16 protein-coding genes and 1 pseudogene are annotated in these 16,231 nt (G+C 69.4%); 16 read left to right on the top strand and 1 reads right to left on the bottom strand.

Annotated elements, in window-relative coordinates:
- Positions 1-190 precede the first annotated feature (190 nt).
- From AC3IYI_RS42175 to AC3IYI_RS42130, 10 genes are all read left to right on the top strand, one after another.
- Positions 191-685, top strand: a complete 495-nt coding sequence (locus tag AC3IYI_RS42175; RefSeq protein WP_489412238.1) for an ATP-binding protein — start codon at positions 191-193, stop codon at positions 683-685.
- Between the two features lie 349 nt (positions 686-1,034).
- A complete protein-coding gene (locus AC3IYI_RS42170) occupies positions 1,035-1,208 on the top strand; it encodes a hypothetical protein (protein ID WP_489412237.1) in 174 nt (57 codons plus the stop codon).
- A gap of 302 nt (positions 1,209-1,510) precedes the next feature.
- A complete protein-coding gene (locus tag AC3IYI_RS42165) occupies positions 1,511-2,167 on the top strand; it encodes a hypothetical protein (protein ID WP_489412236.1) in 657 nt (218 codons plus the stop codon).
- Positions 2,164-2,856 (top strand): hypothetical protein, encoded by a 693-nt coding sequence (locus tag AC3IYI_RS42160; RefSeq protein ID WP_489412235.1) that lies wholly within the window; start codon positions 2,164-2,166, stop codon positions 2,854-2,856. The genes AC3IYI_RS42165 and AC3IYI_RS42160 overlap by 4 nt, the downstream gene beginning before the upstream one ends.
- Positions 2,853-3,356 (top strand): LuxR C-terminal-related transcriptional regulator, encoded by a 504-nt coding sequence (locus AC3IYI_RS42155; RefSeq protein ID WP_489412234.1) that lies wholly within the window; start codon positions 2,853-2,855, stop codon positions 3,354-3,356. The genes AC3IYI_RS42160 and AC3IYI_RS42155 overlap by 4 nt, the downstream gene beginning before the upstream one ends.
- Positions 3,357-3,455: 99 nt before the next feature.
- Positions 3,456-4,688, top strand: coding sequence for a methyltransferase, FxLD system (fxlM, locus tag AC3IYI_RS42150; protein WP_489412233.1), 1,233 nt, complete (start codon positions 3,456-3,458; stop codon positions 4,686-4,688).
- A gap of 62 nt (positions 4,689-4,750) precedes the next feature.
- Positions 4,751-4,942 (top strand): FxLD family lanthipeptide, encoded by a 192-nt coding sequence (locus AC3IYI_RS42145; RefSeq protein ID WP_489412232.1) that lies wholly within the window; start codon positions 4,751-4,753, stop codon positions 4,940-4,942.
- Positions 4,943-5,026: 84 nt separating this feature from the next.
- Positions 5,027-8,071 carry a lantibiotic dehydratase gene (locus tag AC3IYI_RS42140; RefSeq protein ID WP_489412231.1) on the top strand — a complete coding sequence of 1,015 codons (3,045 nt, stop codon included), beginning with the start codon at positions 5,027-5,029 and terminating at the stop codon, positions 8,069-8,071.
- The gene (locus AC3IYI_RS42135; RefSeq protein WP_489412230.1) at positions 8,068-9,195 is read left to right on the top strand and encodes a lanthionine synthetase LanC family protein; all 1,128 of its coding nucleotides are present in this window, start codon (positions 8,068-8,070) and stop codon (positions 9,193-9,195) included. The genes AC3IYI_RS42140 and AC3IYI_RS42135 overlap by 4 nt, the downstream gene beginning before the upstream one ends.
- Positions 9,196-9,209: 14 nt before the next feature.
- Positions 9,210-10,172 (top strand): thiopeptide-type bacteriocin biosynthesis protein, encoded by a 963-nt coding sequence (locus AC3IYI_RS42130; RefSeq protein WP_489412229.1) that lies wholly within the window; start codon positions 9,210-9,212, stop codon positions 10,170-10,172.
- A 33-nt stretch (positions 10,173-10,205) separates the two neighbouring features.
- Here AC3IYI_RS42130 and AC3IYI_RS42125 read toward each other — a convergent pair whose 3' ends face one another.
- Entirely contained in the window at positions 10,206-10,697 is a 492-nt protein-coding gene (locus tag AC3IYI_RS42125) for an NUDIX domain-containing protein (protein ID WP_489412228.1), read from the bottom strand.
- Between the two features lie 256 nt (positions 10,698-10,953).
- Between AC3IYI_RS42125 and AC3IYI_RS42120 the strand changes: the two genes are divergently transcribed.
- The 6 genes and pseudogenes from AC3IYI_RS42120 (at position 10,954) to AC3IYI_RS42095 (ending at position 16,090) form a co-directional block, all read left to right on the top strand.
- Complete coding sequence (locus AC3IYI_RS42120) at positions 10,954-11,325, top strand: hypothetical protein (RefSeq protein ID WP_489412227.1); 372 nt, start codon at positions 10,954-10,956, stop codon at positions 11,323-11,325.
- Positions 11,326-11,418: 93 nt separating this feature from the next.
- Positions 11,419-12,765, top strand: coding sequence for an IS630 family transposase (locus AC3IYI_RS42115; RefSeq protein ID WP_489405530.1), 1,347 nt, complete (start codon positions 11,419-11,421; stop codon positions 12,763-12,765).
- A 279-nt stretch (positions 12,766-13,044) separates the two neighbouring features.
- Positions 13,045-14,367, top strand: a complete 1,323-nt coding sequence (locus tag AC3IYI_RS42110) for a UDP-glucose dehydrogenase family protein (RefSeq protein WP_489412226.1) — start codon at positions 13,045-13,047, stop codon at positions 14,365-14,367.
- Between the two features lie 60 nt (positions 14,368-14,427).
- The gene (locus tag AC3IYI_RS42105) at positions 14,428-14,895 is read left to right on the top strand and encodes a GNAT family N-acetyltransferase (RefSeq protein ID WP_489412225.1); all 468 of its coding nucleotides are present in this window, start codon (positions 14,428-14,430) and stop codon (positions 14,893-14,895) included.
- 70 nt (positions 14,896-14,965) lie between these two features.
- A pseudogene (locus tag AC3IYI_RS42100) lies at positions 14,966-15,556 on the top strand (SDR family oxidoreductase); the annotation flags it as partial.
- A gap of 246 nt (positions 15,557-15,802) precedes the next feature.
- The gene (locus AC3IYI_RS42095) at positions 15,803-16,090 is read left to right on the top strand and encodes a heavy-metal-associated domain-containing protein (RefSeq protein ID WP_489412224.1); all 288 of its coding nucleotides are present in this window, start codon (positions 15,803-15,805) and stop codon (positions 16,088-16,090) included.
- Positions 16,091-16,231 lie beyond the last annotated feature (141 nt).

Here is a 16,231-nt window from a genome sequence, read left to right as displayed (position 1 = left end):
CGCAACACCCTCTGTAGGACACGTGGCATGTGCCAATTTACTGCCTTTCGGAGTTTCCCTTGAATGTTAACTGGCACTTCCATCACGCTAGTTGAGCAGGGACGGGCAAGGATCCGAAACCTCGGAGATCGCCCCGTTCCCAGTGCTGGCACGACTCCTTGTACACCGCCGACTCGGACAGGTGTGGACCATGACGAACACGATCACCCCGCAGCGAGCCGTGCAGGCGCTGGAGCAGCCGGGCCCGGCCCGTCGTCGAACTGACGCCCTGATGCAGTGCGGGTTCACCGCCAAGTGCGCATCATCGGGGACTGCGTCGGTCCTTGATGCACGTCGTGTCGGCCACATGCGGACGCTCGTGACCGCGCAGCTTCGCCACCTGGACCTTGGTGCTCTGGTGGAGGCCATGCAGCAGATCGTCAGCGAGCTGGTGACCAACGCGATCGAGCACGCCAGTGGACCGGTGACGCTGTCCCTGCTCGTCACCGGCACGAAGGCACGGCTGGAGGTCGAAGACTCCGGGGCCGGCCATCCCCTTCTGCGGTCGGCGGCCTCGGAGGAAGAGAACGGCCGGGGCTTGTTCCTGGTCGACAGCCTCACCACCGAGCTCGGCGGCAGATGGGGGTTCGACGCCGACCGCCGCACGGTCTGGGTCGAGATCCCCACGCCCACCAGCACGCCGTAGCCGTACACCCAACCGCGCCCCATACATCTCTCCTGGAGGTCTCCCTTGTTCGAGGTTCCCCGCGGCGGCTTACCGCGCGAAGTGCAGGTTGAGCGTGCCCCGCTGGGCCCGCGTCCGCCGGGCGAGGCCCGGCGCGGCGCGGAGGCCGGACTGCCGCTCCCCAAGTCGAACCCTTTGGAGGTGCCCGTGCCGACTCGGCGCAGCGACTCGGTGCGCCGGGATTGGGCTTCGTATCGGCGGTCGATGGTCCCGCGCGGGGCCCGCTCCGTCGAGGGGGCATGACGTGGATCGGGTGGGTTCTGCTGGTGGCATTCGGAGTGCTGATCGTGCTCGGCCCGCGGAGACGCCGATGACCGTCCGTCGCGACCGCGGCCGTCTCCCCCGGCTGCGGTGGGCGATCCGCCACCCGATGAAGGTGCTGGATCGGGGCGGGTTCGGGCCGGTGACGACCTCGGTGCTGCTGGCGTTTGCGACCGCCGTCGTGGGCTGGCTCGCGTACACGTACTTCACGTACCTCTCCTGACCGCCGCCTCCCCGGCGCTGCCCACCCTCGCACCTGGGAGACGGCTCTCGAAGGGCCCCGCCCGCTCCCCGGAACCCCGCCCCGCCTCTCAGGCCGAGCGGGGTGCCCCGGGGCACCGGCCAAGCGGCCGGGGCGCGGCGCCTGGCCCACCGTCGCCCACCGGTGGGCCAGAGTGCCCCGGCCGCCCCCTGCTCCCAACTGATCCGGGGGCGGCCGGCCACCCCGTTGTGCACCGTCCACGGACGGTTTCCCATACTTCCACCCGCGAACGGGCCCTGCACCGGCCCCACCTGGAGACCTGAGTGAGCACGATTCAAGCCCCGGCCGTCGCGCGGCGGGAAGGCCGCCATCCCCAGCATCCGCTGGTCATCGTCAGCGATGACGGAATCCAGTACAAGGGCGGACGGCGCGCAGACCAGCTCGACACCCTGTTCCCCGTGCTGTGGGAGCTGTGGGACGGCCCCCGCGGCGGGCTCCCCGTGTATGGGGAGTTCGACGCGGAGATCCAGCGTGAGGCGGCCGACCGCCGGCTGTGCGCGTACTGCATGAAGCCGCCCGAGTTTGAGCCCGTCGCGGGCGGGCTGTGGCTTCTCCACGCGGACCGGGACTGGCGCACGTGGCCGGCCACGATAGAGACGACGACGCCCCCGATCTGCCGCCCTCACGCCAAGCTCGCGCTGGAGCGGTGCGCGACCCTGCGCCGCGGCTACCTGACGGTCCGCGTCCCCGAGGTCGAGCCGATCGGTGTGATCGGCACCCTCTACACCGACGGCAAACCCAGCGCCCCCGACGAGCGCGTCCTGTTCACCGACACCAGCCGCCTGCCCTTCGTCCTGGCCCGCTACCTGTTGCTGGAACTCCGAGACGCCGTCCCGGACACCGTGCTGCACCCTCCCCAGCACCTCAGGCCTCATACCGCGGCCGCACCAACCATCTGTCCGAGAGGAACCTCGTGGTGAGTACCGACCCGACCGAGGCGCAACAGCTGTTCCGAGCGCTGGCGGGCGCCACCCTCATGTCCGAGTCCCCCGCCTTTGTCGAGAATCGGGACGGCTGTCTTCCCTGCCTGCTCTGGCCCATCGGCGTTGGCCCTGTGGGCGCCTCGAACGTGGACGAGTTGAGGAGCTGGCTCGCGAGCAGCCGGATCGAGGCGACGGTCGAGATGGTGGGCCGAGATGGCCAGGATGCGAGGGTGGAGTTCGCCGACGCGGACTCGGGCCACCGGCTGGCCGAGTTGCTGCGTGCACCCGCCGACCGGGCTCAGGTCCTGGCTCGGCAGCTGTACGAAGCTCTCGCCCTTCACCAGGTCGACGCCAAGGTGGCGCCCTCCGAGAAGGGCAGGGTCGCGGTCGATATCGAGGACATCGCGGACATGCCGTCGGCCACGAACCTGGCCGACGCCCTCGGCGCCGAGGACATCGCCGAGGGGCTCGATCTCAATGAGCACGACGGGCAGTACGAATTCGGTGTCCGTATGCGGCGGGTCATCGAGGAGGCCGCAGGCGGCTGCGCCCTCTACGAGCTGCACCCGGACTGCCGCCACACCCCCAGCGCGATCGAGATGGAGTTCGCCGAAGCACAGGCCTTGAAGCTCGTCGGTCTCCTCACCTCCGCTCCTGGGATCCAGACCACGGCAGGCACGTCATGAAGACACCCGCGGACACCGCCATGAGAGCGATCTCGGCGGTGGGCTCGGTGAGGGCTGGCAGCTCCATCGCGTTCACGAGGCGGGAGGTTCAGGTGGTGGCGTTGCTGGCCGACGGCCTGACCGTCAGGGAAGTCGGCGCGCACTTGCACCTGTCGCCGAACACGGTGGCGAGCTACGAGCGGACAGCGAAGGCCAGGATCGGTGTCCGCACCGCGGCCGAGCTGGTCCTGGCCATCTACGAACACAAGCTGCTGTCCAACCCCCTCAAGGCTCCCGGGCCCTTCTGTCTTGATGACGACCTGCAGACGTTGGTTCCGCTCGTTGTACGGGGGATGACGAGCAACGAGATCGCGTCACGGCTGCGGCGTCCGCCCGTTGACGTACGAGCCGATGTACGGATCCTGCTCGGTCAGCTGGGGGCCCGCAACGCCGCGCACGCCGTCAAGCTGCTGCGCTGCTACGGACAGCACGACCTGCTCAAGGGCGAGGCTGAGCCTTAGCCCCGCCCCAGAGCCCCCCACCACCAGAAACCCGATCACTCTCAGCCACCTCAGTGGATACGGCCGAGTAGGAGAACCGCCATGGATAGCGTCCCCGACATGACGACCGACAGTGTGCAGTCCCCCGCGTCCGCAGCCGAGTTGCGTGACCAGATGGTCAACCAGCTTGTCACGATGGGCGCCCTTCGCAGCAGCCGCGCCGAGGCGGCCTTCCGGGCTGTTCCCCGCCATCTGGCGGCTCCCGAGGCCGAGCTGGCCCAGGCGTACAGCGTGGAGAACGCGGTGATCACCAAGACCGACGGTCATGGTGTCCAGATCAGTTCCGTGTCCGCGGCCCGAATCCAGGCCATCCAGATCGAGCAGGCCGGCCTCCGGCCGGGCCAGCGGGTGTGGGAGATCGGATCCGGCGGTGTGAACGCCGCCTACATCGCCGAGGTCGTCGGCCCCGACGGCGCGGTTGTGACCATGGACATCGACCGGGATGTCACCGGCCGCGCGGAGCGGTTCCTCAAGGAGGCCGGCTACGACCGCCGCGTGAAGGTGGTGACGGCCGACGCCGAGGAAGGCGTGCCCGATGAGGGGCCGTTCGACCGGATCATCGTCACGGTCCAGGCCGCCGACATTCCCCCTGCGTGGATCGCCCAGCTCGTCCAGGGCGGCCGCCTGGTGGTGCCCCTGCGCGTGCGGGGCATGACCCGCACTGTGGCGTTCGTCCGTGAGGGCGACCGGCTGGTCAGCGAGAGCTTCGAGCTGTGCGGCTTCGTCCCCATGCAGGGCGCCGGCGAGAACCGCGTTCGCCTGGTCCTCCTGCACGACGTACCGGGTGAGGAGGTGGGACTGCGCCTCGACGGACACCCCGAGCCGGACGTGGAGGCCCTGCGCGCGGCGCTGCACTCGCCGCGTGTGGAGGCGTGGTCTGGAGTGACGCTGGCCGGCGACGAGTCGAACGAGCACCTCGACCTGTTCCTGACCACGGTCCTGGACAACCTGCCGCTGCTCACCGGAACGGTGGCGGCCCGCTCGCGGGGTCTGATCGCGTCCGTCTCCCCCCTGGGGATCCCCGCGCTCGTTGACGGCGGCAGCTTCGCCTACCGCACCGTGCGCCGCACCGAGGACCCCGACCGATTTGAGCTCGGCGCCATCGGCCACGGGCCTGACGCCGACGCGGTCGCGGAGCGGATGGTCGTGCAAATGCAGTCCTGGGACCGCGACTTCCGGAGCGACCGAGCGCGCATCGACGTCTTCCCGGCCAGCACGCCGGACAAAGAGCTTCCCGAGGGCGGTCGGCTCATCGACCGGCCGCACACCCGGGTGTACATCTCCTGGCCGTAGTGGCGCCGCCACGGCCAGGTGAATCCAGAAGCACCATCCCACCACCTCACAGGAGGAATCAGATGGCACAGCACAGCAGCCCCGTACTGAAGGCAGCCACCGACTTCGCATCGGGCAGCGACTCCGACTTCGACCTGAACATCGAGACGTTCGCCTCCGCTCCGGTCGTCGCCGGCCTGCTCAACGACACCGGCGACGGCTGCGGGGGCACCTGCCAGTCGGCCTGCTCCAACAGCACCTGCATCGGCGGCTGACCCAGCGCTGAACCTCTCGCGGGGCCGGGCCTGCTGTTGGGGTCCGGCCCCGCACCATCCGGTGACGACGAAGGAGGAACGACCGTGTACCGAGCCCTCGACGCGGCCCTGATCAGGGTCACAGCCAGGCCGTTGGCGGACGAGCTGCCTGCCTGGCCCGACCTGGTGAACGGCAAGGTTCCCGCCTGGACAGCCTGGATCGCGCAGGTCTGGGCCGACGAGGCGACCGTGGCCGCAGTCGAGGTCGCAAGTCCCCCTCTGGCCGAAGCCGTACGGAATCTGCTCGATGGGAAGACCACCGGCACGCGGCCGGCACGGCGTGTGGCGTTGTCCCTGACGCGGTACCTCCTGCGCAGCAGGTACCGGGCCACCCCGTTCGGACTGTTCGCCGGCCCGGCCCCCGTCCGTCTCGGAGCAACCGGTCGCGCCGTCTGGGGTGAGCGCCACCAGAGCAGTGTCCGTGCCGACGCGCAGTGGATCGCCGAGACCATCAACCTGCTGGAGAACATCCCGGACCTGCTGCGGCTCCTGCCGGTCATGGCGGATACCACCCATGTGGTGCGCGGTACAAAGGTGGTCGTGCCGCACCAGCCGGGCAAGGACGGTCCGGCCGAGAAGACGATGCGGCGTACCCGCGTCATCGAGACCGTCCTGAGGCTGGCTGCCTCGCCGATCACGGTGTCCGAGCTCGTCGACAAGCTCCGCGGGCACTACCCCGCGGCCCCGGCCGAGGTGGTCGAGAGCACCGTGCACGAGCTGGTCTCCCACCGGATCCTCCTGTCCTGCCTTCGGGCTCCCATGACCTGTGAGGATGCTCTCGGTCACCTCGTGGCGCAGCCGGACCTCCTGGAAGCTACCCGGATCGCGCAGGCGGCGCCGCTCGTGGAGGAGCTGCGGCAGATCCACGGACTCCTCTCCCAGTCACAGCACGCGGCGCTCCCCTCCGGCGACCGGCGCGGTATCCGCGGTGAGGCGACCAGGCGCATGACGGAGGTGACCGGGGTGGCCGCCAACCGGACCCTGGTCGTCAGCATGCGCCCGGACTGCGACGTACGGCTTCCCTCCACTGTGGTGGCCGAGGCGAGGAGGGCTCTGGCAACGATCGGGCGGATCTCTCCCTACCCGGCCGGGCCACCGGCCTGGCAGGACTACCGCACCCGGTTCCTGGAGCGCTACAGCATGGGCGCCCTGGTCCCGGTACGAGACCTGACGGATCCGGGCATCGGGCTGGGGTTCCCCGCCGGCTACCGAGGGTCGGTCCTGACCCGCCCCGTGCTGGCCACGACCCACCGAGACGAACACCTCCTCGCCCTGGCCCAGGACGCCGCCCAGGACGACCGGCGCGAGATCACCCTCACACCCGAGGACCTCGACGCTCTCACAGTCGGCACCCCGAGCCAGGTACCCGCGCACATCGAGCTGTGCTTCACCGTGCACTCGCCATCGCTGGACGCCCTGAACAGCGGCCGGTTCGAACTGTCCCTGACCGGCCTGTCCCTCGCGGCCGGCACCACCACCGGCCGGTTCCTGCCCCTGCTGGAGCCGGCCGACCGCGACCGCATGCAGCGCGTCTACGCCACCGTGCCCACCCTCACCGAAGGCGCTGACCGCGCACAGGTCTCCAGCCCACCCCTGCGGCTGCGCACACAGAACGTCAGCCGCTCCCCCGCCGTTCTGCCGCACGTCTTGAGTCTGGGCGAGCACGACCCGGCCGCCACACTCACGCTGGACGACCTCGGTGTCGGCGCCGACTCCCGCAGCCTGTACCTGGTCTCCCTCTCCACCGGGCAGGTCATCGAGCCGTGGGCGATGAACGCGGTCGAGCTGTCCAACGCCACCCACCCGCTCGCCCGGTTCCTCGCCGAAGTGCACCGCTCGCACACCGCCGTACTGACCCCGTTCACCTGGGGAGCCGCCGCCAGCCTCCCCTTCCTGCCCGGGGTACGCACCGGCCGCACCATCCTGACGCCCGCCTGTTGGCGGCTGCGCCAGCACGATCTCACCCGCGACGGCGCCGACCGGTGGCCGCACCGCTTCGAGGAGTGGCGCGCCCGCTACGGCGTCCCGCGCACCGTCTTCCTCGGCTCCGACGACCAACGCCTTCGCCTCGACCTCGACATCCCCGCCCACCAGCACCTGCTGCGTCTGGAGCTGGAGCGCACCCAAGGCGTGACCTTGCACGAGGCCCCCTTGGAAGCGGCCTACGGATGGCTCGGGCATGCCCACGAGGTCGCCATGCCCTTCGCCACCGACCAGACCCGGATACGCCGCCCCTCCACGACGACGGTCGTGCGCCGCGAGGACGGCCGGCTGCCCGGCACCTCCCGCTGGGCCTACCTCAAGCTCTACAGCCACCCCGAGCGGGCCCCTGAGCTCCTGGCCTCCGCACTCCCTGCCCTCTTCGACACCTGGAAGGACGGATCCGCATCGCTGGACTGGTGGTTCACCCGCTACAGCGACCCTGCTCCACACCTGCGCATCCGCATGGATCTCGGCGATGCGGACGCCTTCGGAAATGCCACGCAGCAGGTCGGCGCCTGGGCTGCCGCCCTGCGCGCGGACGGGCTCCTCAGCCGGATGCAGTGGGACACCGATGAGCCGGAGAGCGGCCGCTACGGCACCGGCGAGGTGTTGGCGGCCGCGGAGCAGGTCTTCGTCGCCGACTCCGCGGCCGCCCGCGCCCAGATGCTGCTGGGCACGCCACCCGAACTGACCCCAGCGGTCACCGCAGCCAGCTTCGTCGACATCGCCACCGCCCTCACCGGCAGCCCGCCCACCGCCCGCGCCTGGATACTGGCCACCCTCCCCCAAGCCGACGGCACCGCCGCGCAGCGCACCGTTCAGGCCCAGGCCCTGCTCCTGGCCGCCCCCGACCAGACCGCACTGCGCGAGCTGCCCGGCGGCAGTCTCCTCATGGACACCTGGACCCAGCGGCGCAACGCGCTGGAGGCCTACCGGGACGTGCTCGTCGTCGCGGGCCGTGATCCGTCCGATGTGCTGGCGTCCCTGCTGCACATGCACCACAACCGGGCAGCCGGCCTGGACCCCGCGGGCGAAGCCGACTGCCGGCGCCTGGCCCGCACCATCGCCCTGTCGCAGACAGCACGATCCCAAGGAGCACGACAGTGACCGCCACCCCCGGAACAGTGGCCCCGGCCACTCGCCAGTCCCTGGCCCACGGCCCCCTCGGCACAGCGCTCCTGGACATCGAGCGGGCCCACCGCGGCACGGTCTCCTGGCACTCCGTCCAGCAGCAACTCGCCGACATCGGACCCCTCATCGACGGCGACCAGGCCAACCTGTTCCTCGGCGCCCCCGCCATGGCCTTCGTCCTCCATCTCGCCGCCGCCGACACCCCCCGCTACACCAAGGCCCTGACCGCCCTCGACAACGCGGTCACGGCCCACATCAGCCGGCGTCTGGCTGCCGCCCACACACGCATCGACCAGAGCACCCCGCCGGCGTTCGCGGAGTACGACGTGCTGCGGGGCCTCACCGGCCTCGGCGCACTGCTCTTGAAGCGCTCTCCGGCCGGTGACGACCTCAAGGGAGTCCTGGAGTACCTGGTCCGGCTCACCCAGCCGCTTCCCGACGGGCGGCCGGGCTGGTGGGTCTGGCACGGCCCCACCCACCTGCACCAGCCGACACTGGCCGGACACGCCAACGCGGGCCTCGCCCACGGCATCACCGGGCCCCTCGCTCTCCTGGCTCTCGCCGCGCTGCGCGGCGTCACCGTGCCCGGCCAGGACGACGCGATGCTGCGGGTCTGCCGCTGGCTCGACCACATACGCCAGACCAACGACGGCGGGACCCGCTGGCCCCGCTGGATCACTCCGGACGGTGCCGTGGACCGACATGCAGGAGCTCCGTCCTGGTGCTACGGAACTCCCGGCATCGCCCGTGCACAGCAGCTCGCCGCGCTCGCCTTAGACGACCTTCCCCGCCAACGTGCCGCCGAGCGAGCGCTCCTGTCCTGCCTCAGCGACCACGCTCAGCTCTACCAGCTCGCCGACCGCGGCCTGTGCCACGGCCTCGGTGGACTGCTTCGCACCGTCCAGCGAGTAGCCGCGGGCGCCCTGGACCCGCACCGCTTCCTCCTACACGTCCCCCAGCTCACCCAGCGCTTCCTGGCTGCGCCACCCCCGCACAGTCCTGGCTTCCTGGAAGGAACGGCCGGCGCGGCCCTGGCCTTCCAGAGCGCCGATACCGCCGCGCCCGCCTGCGACTGGGATGCCAGCCTCCTGCTGGTGTGAGAGGAAGTGACCCAATGATGCCGCCCGAAGCCGCCATCCTCGCTGTCCTCGCCGGACAGCCCCTCACGCAGGCCGCCGCCCAACACTCCTGCCCACCGCAGCAACTGGCGGACGCCGTGGACCTCTACCGCGCGGGCGGGCGGGCCGCGCTCGCCCGCCGGGGAGACACCGAACGGTGGCAGCAGGTGAACCTCGAGTTCTCCGACTACTCCATGGCCAGAGAGACGTTCACCGCCTACCTGCTGCCCGCGCTCCGCCAAGCCCACGCCGACGGCCACATCAGCTCCTGGTGGTTCGTGCGCAAACACCCCTGCTGGCGACTGCGTGCCCGACCCGGTCCCACAACAACGAGCCGCGAGCTGAGCGGGCTACTCGCCACGAGCCTCGACTCCGCCATCTCATGGGGTGTGCTCAAGAGGTGGCAGCCCAGCCCGTACGAGCCCGAGACGGCAGCCTTCGGAGGAGCAACCGGTATAGGGATCGCCCACGACCTGTTCCACACGGACAGCGACGGAATCCTCGCTTACCTACACGCGGCCGGTGCCCGTGATTCCGCCTTGGCGGACGCGAAAGCCACTTCCCTGCTCATGATGACGCTGCTCATGCGGGCGGCGGGACAGGAGTGGAGCGAGCAGGGCGACGTCTGGGCGCGAGCAGCGGGACGCCGACCGTTGCCGGCTGACGTCCCGGCCATGTCGATGGCCGCCATGCCGCCGAGGACCCGCACCCTCCTGACAGTCGACGCCACCGACCTTCTGGCCCCGGGTGGACCGATGAGCCCCACCACTACCTGGGCAACCGGACTGGAGGACGTCGGCCGGCGCCTTGCCGACGCCAACCGCAAAGCCCACCTCACCCTGGGGTTGCGAAGCATCCTGGCCCGGCACATCACCTTTCACTGGAACCGGCTGGGGCTCACCCCACGGCAACAGGCGATCTTGGCCCACGCAGCACGCGACACGATCCTCGGCGACTGACAAGGGCGGTCCGCTCCGTGACCCCTACTTGGATCAGGGCGCTGGCCGGCCCGCGAGTTCAGTGATCATCACGAACAGCTCCTTCGCGAGGATCTTCGTATCGGCGAAGACCGATACGGATGCGAGGACTTCCTCCTCACGCAGCCAGGTGAAGGGGTGCTCCGCCTCGCAGACGGGCTGGGTGTCGTCCGCGACGGCTACGAAGACGTGGTCGATGTGGACGTGGTCCTCGGCCAGATGGTTGTCGCGCGGAACCCGGAGCTCGGTGATCCACCAGGGCTGGGCCATCACCGGATGCGGGTACCCGACCGGCATCGCGGCCGTCGGCGCTGGTAGGGGCCTCACCTCAAGCCCGGTCTCCTCCCGCACCTCGCGCCACGCGGCCTCGGCCGCACTCTCGTCCTGCTCGATGTGCCCTCCCGGGATCATCGTCATCGCCAGACGCGGGTGCTCGATCAGGCCGAGCCTCCATTCCCCCCCGACCCGCGCAAAGACGAACGTGGACGCCGTGCCGTGCTTGATCATCTACAGCCCCTCGAAGTCGGCTACCGCACCCGAGCCTTCCCCACCCGCAGAGCCCACACCCCCATGAACTCCGCTGAGCCAGAGCTCCGTTCAACCGCAGCTGGCACTCGCCATACCAGCGGACAGGGAAAACAGTCCCCACAGGGCACGCTCTTGCACACCCGCTGCTTCCCGCCGGCACCCACGGGGTGTAACAGATCCCTGAGATCAGCGTTGGGAGTGAAGGGCGTGCTTCAACGCTGAGGTCACCCCGGCCATGCGCGCGCTCAAGCGGATGGAGGAGGCCGGGCACATGGTCGGCCCGTTCATCACGAACAACTTCGATGCGCTCGGTGCCCGCGCCGGGTTCGAGGAGCAGTTCATGCGCCGCTACGACCAGCGGATCCCGCCGGTCACCTTCCACCCCGACGCGAAGGCACTGGTCGTGATCGGGCTGCACGCCGACCGGCGGTGGGTGGCCAAGCGGGCCCGCGCGGCCGGCCTGAAGGTGTTCCTCGTCGACCCGGAGGGGGGTTCCCCCGTCCGGACGGTTCCTGGTTCGCCTACCCGCTGGAAGCCCCGCAGACCGGCGACGTCGTCGTTCGGCGGACGGCAGCCGACGCGATCAGCGGCCTGGAGCGGATGCTGAACCCCGCGTGACCAGCGCGTGAAAGAGAGGGTCGGGGAACGGCGCTAGTGTGATGCGCCGGAAATCTCATGGCTAAGTCTGTAGCCTGTTTGCATGTCTCCGGGTCCTCGTGCTGTTGAAGTCCGCCTGTCTGATGAAGAGCGTGCGGAGTTGTTCCGTTGGGCGGGTGGGGCTGTGGCGCCGCGGTTCGCGGAGCGTGCTCGTATCGTGCTGGCCTGTGAGGGTGGGGTGCCGAACGCGCGGGTCGCCGTGGAAGTCGGTGTGACCGCGGCGACGGTGCGGAAGTGGCGTGGGAAGTTCGCGGTGGAGGGCATCGCGGGGCTTGAGGACGGGATGCGCATCGGCCGGCCGAAGCCCGACCTCGTTCTGAGCGAGTCCGAACGGGCTCAGCTGACCCGGTGGGCCAGGCGTGCGAAGACCGCCCAGTACCTGGCACTTCGCGCGAGGATCGTGCTGCGTTGCGCGGACGGTGGGACGAACAAGCAGACCGCGGCCGAGCTCGGCATCGACACCTCGACCGTTGTCCGCTGGCGTGGTCGTTTCATCGCCGAGCGTCTGGACGGCCTGGCCGATGAGCCCAGGCCGGGCCGGCCGCCCTCGATTCTCCTCGACCAGGTCGAGGAGGTGATCGTGGCGACCTTGGAGTCCACTCCGGGCCAGGACACCCACTGGTCGAGGGCCTCGATGGCAGCCCGCACGGGCCTGTCGAAATCGACGGTCGGCCGGATCTGGAAGCGGTTCGACCTGAAGCCACACCTGCAGGATTCCTTCAAGCTGTCCACCGATCCGCAGTTCGTCGCCAAGGTCGTCGACGTCGTCGGCCTCTACCACAACCCACCCGAGCGGGCCGTGGTGTTATGCGTGGACGAGAAGTCCCAGATCCAGGCGCTGGACCGCTCGCAGCCGGTGCTGCCGATGATGCCGGGCATGCCCGAGCGCCGCACCCACGACTACCTGCGGCACGGCATCACCAGCCTGTTCGCCGCCTTCAACATCGCCGACGGCACCGTGATCAGTGAACTCCACCGCCGCCACCGGGCCATCGAGTTCAAGAAGTTCCTGGTCACGATAGACAAGACAGTGCCCCACGACCTCGACGTGCATCTGGTCTGTGACAACTACGCCACCCACAACACCCCCGAGATCCGGACGTGGCTGGCCAGACACCCCCGCTTCCACGTCCACTTCACCCCCACCGGATCGTCCTGGATCAACCAGGTCGAGCGGTGGTTCGGCCTCCTGACCGACAAGCTCATCCGCCGCGGCGTCCACACCTCCGTTCAGGCTCTCGAGAGCGACATCAAGGAGTGGATCGCCACCTGGAACGAGAATCCCCGGCCGTTCACCTGGACGAAGACCGCCGACGAGATCCTCAAATCCCTCGCCGACTACCTCACCAAAATCACCCCACCAGCAAGCAGCAACCAACCACAAACTTAAGCCTGAGATTTCCGGCGCATCACACTAGTGCTGTGGCCGGAAAGGTTTGCCGGGTCGCGGCGTTCGGTGCATGGGGTCTCCCCAGGCCCGAAGGGCCGAGGGGACGCATCGCAAGGCGGAGGACCGCGCCTCGTACTGGACGTACCGGCGTGGTCCGACAACGCGGCGAGGTGCCGTGCCGGGCGTCGCGACCCGGTGAACCTTTCCGGTCACAGCACTAGCCTCTGGGCTCGTTCCCCGGCCCCCTGCACGGGCCCCTTTCAGGATGAGAGTCAAGGAATGCGCGTTTCAGTAATCGGCTGCGGACACCTCGGCATCCCGCACGCCGCGGCGATGGCCGAACTGGGTCACGAAGTCATCGGCGTGGACGTCGATCAGGCCAAGGTCGACCGGCTCAACTCCGGCCAGTGCCCCATTTATGAGACTGGCCTCCCCGAGCTGCTCGCCGCCCACACCGCGAGCGGACGCCTGCGGTTCACCACCGACATCCGCGAGGCGGCCGAGTTCGTCGAGCTGCACTTCATCGGTGTCGGCACGCCGATCGACGCGGACGGCCGCTCCTACGACACCAGGCAGGTCTTCGGGGCGATCCGCCAGCTCGCCCCGCACCTGACCCGGCCGTGCACGATCGTCGGGAAGAGCACGGTCACCGTCGGGACCACAGTCCAGGTCACCGCCCTCGCCCAGCGCCTCGCTCCGGCCGGCACCGCGGTGGAGGTGGTCTGGAACCCTGAGTTCCTCCGCGAGGGACACGCCGTCGAGGACACGCTCCGCCCTGATCGCCTCATCGCCGGCCTGACCACCGCCGAAGCCGAGAAGGCGATCCGCGCCGTCTACGCCCCGATCCTGGACGTCGGGGTCCCGCTGTTCGTCACCGACCCGCAGACCGCGGAACTCGCCAAGGGAGCCGCGAACACCTTCCTCGGCCTGAAGATCAGCTACATCAACGCCGTCGCCGACATGTGCGACGCGGCGGGCGGCGACATCTCCCAGATCGTGGAGATCCTCGGCATCGACCCGAGGATCGGCAGCGGCGGCATGAGGCCCGGCATCGGCTACGGCGGCGGCTGCCTGCCCAAGGACGTCCGAGCCTTCACCGCCTCCGCCCGCCAGCTCGGCGCCGACCGGGCCGCCACCCTGCTGCGCGCCGCCGAGGAGATCAACGAGTCCCGTACCGACGTCGCCATGGACCTCATCCGCAACGCCCTCGGCGACCGACCCGTCAAGAACACAAAGATCACCGTGTGGGGCGCCGCGTTCAAGCCCGGCACCAACGACGTCCGGGAGAGCCCCGCTCTCGCGCTGGCCCATGCCCTCCAGCAGGCCGGCGCCACGGTCACCGTTCACGACCCGCAGGCCGTGGCCACCGCCATGACCCGCAACCCGGAGCTGGAATACACCGACGATCTGCCCGCATCCCTTAACGGAGCCGAGGTCGTCGTCCTGGCCACCGAATGGCCCGAATACGGCCAGGCAGACCCCCAGGACCTGGCCGGCCGCGTGGACAGTCCCCTGCTCGTCGACTGCCGCACCACCTTGGACCCAGAGCCCTGGCGCACGGCCGGCTGGACCGTCCGCCAGCTCGGACGCCCCGGCAAGTAGCACCGCGCGAAAGCCTTCGCACCACGTCATCAGCCCCTGGATCGCCGGAGGTACCGCACGATGTCCAGCAACGACGTTGTTCTCCGCCGCGCCGGCGACCCCGACGCCCGCGCCGCGGCTGACGTGTGGCTGCGTTCCTTCGCCGCCGCGCTGCCCAGCGTGCGCTGCGCGCACGACGACGCCGACGTACACGACTGGTTCGCACGCGTGCTCGTGCCGCGGTACGAGACCTGGGTCGCGGTCACCGGAAACGAGGTGGTGGGGGTCATGGTGCTCAACGAAAATGAGCTGAAGCAGCTCTACCTCGACTCCGCGTGGCGTGGGCGGGGGCTCGGTGACCGGTTCATGAACCTGGCCAAGGAGCAGCAGCCGGACGGGCTGACCTTGTGGACGTTCCAGGTGAACACCTCGGCGCACCGGTTCTATGAGCGGCACGGCTTCATCGCTGTCGAGCGGACGGACGGGTCGCGCAACGATGAGCGCGAGCCGGATGTCCGATACCGCTGGCAGCCGACAGCGGCACGCTGATGCTGAAGGAGGTCACCCGAACTCCTGGGTGACCTCCTTCATCGTTGTGGAGGCGGTCTACGGTGGCGCGATGACAGTTCTGATCGTCGGCGGCAGCGGCTTCCTTGGGACCGAGCTGGTCCGTCAGGCGAGAGCAGCGGGGCATACGACCGTCGCGACGTACGCGACCAAACCCGGCACCGCCTCCCCCACCGCGTGACGCCACCTCGATCTGCGGGACGCCGCAAGCCTGGACGCCGTCCTGTTCGAGGTCCGCCCGCACCTCGTCCTCAACGCATCGAGCGGATCGGCCCACTGGCCGACCACAGCAGAAGGACCCATCCGGCTCGCGATGGCCGCGGCGAAGTACGGAACCCGCATGGTCCACGTATCCAGCGACGCGATCTTCTCCGGGGCACACGTCCACTACGACGAGTCCAGCCTCCCCGACCCCGTCACCCCCTACGGCGCGGCCAAGGCCGCGGCGGAGACCAGGGTCCTCGCCGTGCACCCGAAGGCCGCCGTCGCCCGGACATCACTGATCATCGGCCACGGGCGGTCCGCGCACGAGAAGCTCGTGCACGAACTCGCCGACGGCATCCGCGACGGTGTCCTGTTCACTGACGACATCCGCTGCCCCATCCACGTCACCGACCTGGCCGCCGCCCTCCTGGAGCTGGCGGCGTGCCGGCCAGTCCTTCACGTACTGCCCGGCAACCGGCCCACACCCTGCGGTACGCGCGCCTCCACGAACTCCACCGGCCAGATGCTGCCCCTCCCCGGTTGCAGCCACCGGCCCCGAGGACCCGCCGACAGCCCACCCCACCACAATGTGATGCAGGTCACGTTTCACAGATACCCCCCAGGGGTATATTAAAAGTGTCATAAGTTAGATATCGGACTCTGGTTGGCTTTACAGGAGAGCACCATGACTTCCACAACGACGCCCCGCACCTGCTGCTCCAACACCCCCCGCGACACAAACCTCGACAGCATCAAGATCGGCATCACCTCCGACTACCAGATCACCGGCATGACCTGCAGCACCTGCGAGAACACCGTGACCGAAAAGATCGAAACCCTCCCCGGCGTCGCCGCGGCCCGCGCAACCGCCACCACCGGCAACCTCACCGTGCTCTCCATCACCCCCATAGACACCCACACCCTCCGCACCGCCCTCACCGAAACCGGCTACGAACTCACCCACCAGGCCTGACACCCACCCAGTCGGCGTGGCTGTGGGGCGGGGACGGTGGCCCTTCGATCGGTTACACGTCGCGATGGTCCCGGCACCACTGGGGAGTGTCATGAATCATTCGATTGGCTCTTCCAAGATTTTCGTAGGCGTTGATCGTTG

It is taken from the genome of Streptomyces sp. GL_148, from assembly GCF_057834205.1.
Note: the sequence above shows the minus strand (reverse complement) of the source record. Positions and strands in the feature narration are given on the sequence as shown.

Coding starts and splice junctions, on each gene's coding strand:
- AC3IYI_RS42175 (WP_489412238.1), top strand. CDS start 191: ATGACGAACACGATCACCCCGCAGCGAGCCGTGCAGGCGCTGGAGCAG.
- AC3IYI_RS42170 (WP_489412237.1), top strand. CDS start 1,035: ATGACCGTCCGTCGCGACCGCGGCCGTCTCCCCCGGCTGCGGTGGGCG.
- AC3IYI_RS42155 (WP_489412234.1), top strand. CDS start 2,853: ATGAAGACACCCGCGGACACCGCCATGAGAGCGATCTCGGCGGTGGGC.
- fxlM (WP_489412233.1), top strand. CDS start 3,456: ATGACGACCGACAGTGTGCAGTCCCCCGCGTCCGCAGCCGAGTTGCGT.
- AC3IYI_RS42145 (WP_489412232.1), top strand. CDS start 4,751: ATGGCACAGCACAGCAGCCCCGTACTGAAGGCAGCCACCGACTTCGCA.
- AC3IYI_RS42130 (WP_489412229.1), top strand. CDS start 9,210: ATGATGCCGCCCGAAGCCGCCATCCTCGCTGTCCTCGCCGGACAGCCC.
- AC3IYI_RS42125 (WP_489412228.1), bottom strand. CDS start 10,697: ATGATCAAGCACGGCACGGCGTCCACGTTCGTCTTTGCGCGGGTCGGG.
- AC3IYI_RS42120 (WP_489412227.1), top strand. CDS start 10,954: ATGCGCGCGCTCAAGCGGATGGAGGAGGCCGGGCACATGGTCGGCCCG.
- AC3IYI_RS42115 (WP_489405530.1), top strand. CDS start 11,419: ATGTCTCCGGGTCCTCGTGCTGTTGAAGTCCGCCTGTCTGATGAAGAG.
- AC3IYI_RS42110 (WP_489412226.1), top strand. CDS start 13,045: ATGCGCGTTTCAGTAATCGGCTGCGGACACCTCGGCATCCCGCACGCC.
- AC3IYI_RS42105 (WP_489412225.1), top strand. CDS start 14,428: ATGTCCAGCAACGACGTTGTTCTCCGCCGCGCCGGCGACCCCGACGCC.
- AC3IYI_RS42095 (WP_489412224.1), top strand. CDS start 15,803: ATGACTTCCACAACGACGCCCCGCACCTGCTGCTCCAACACCCCCCGC.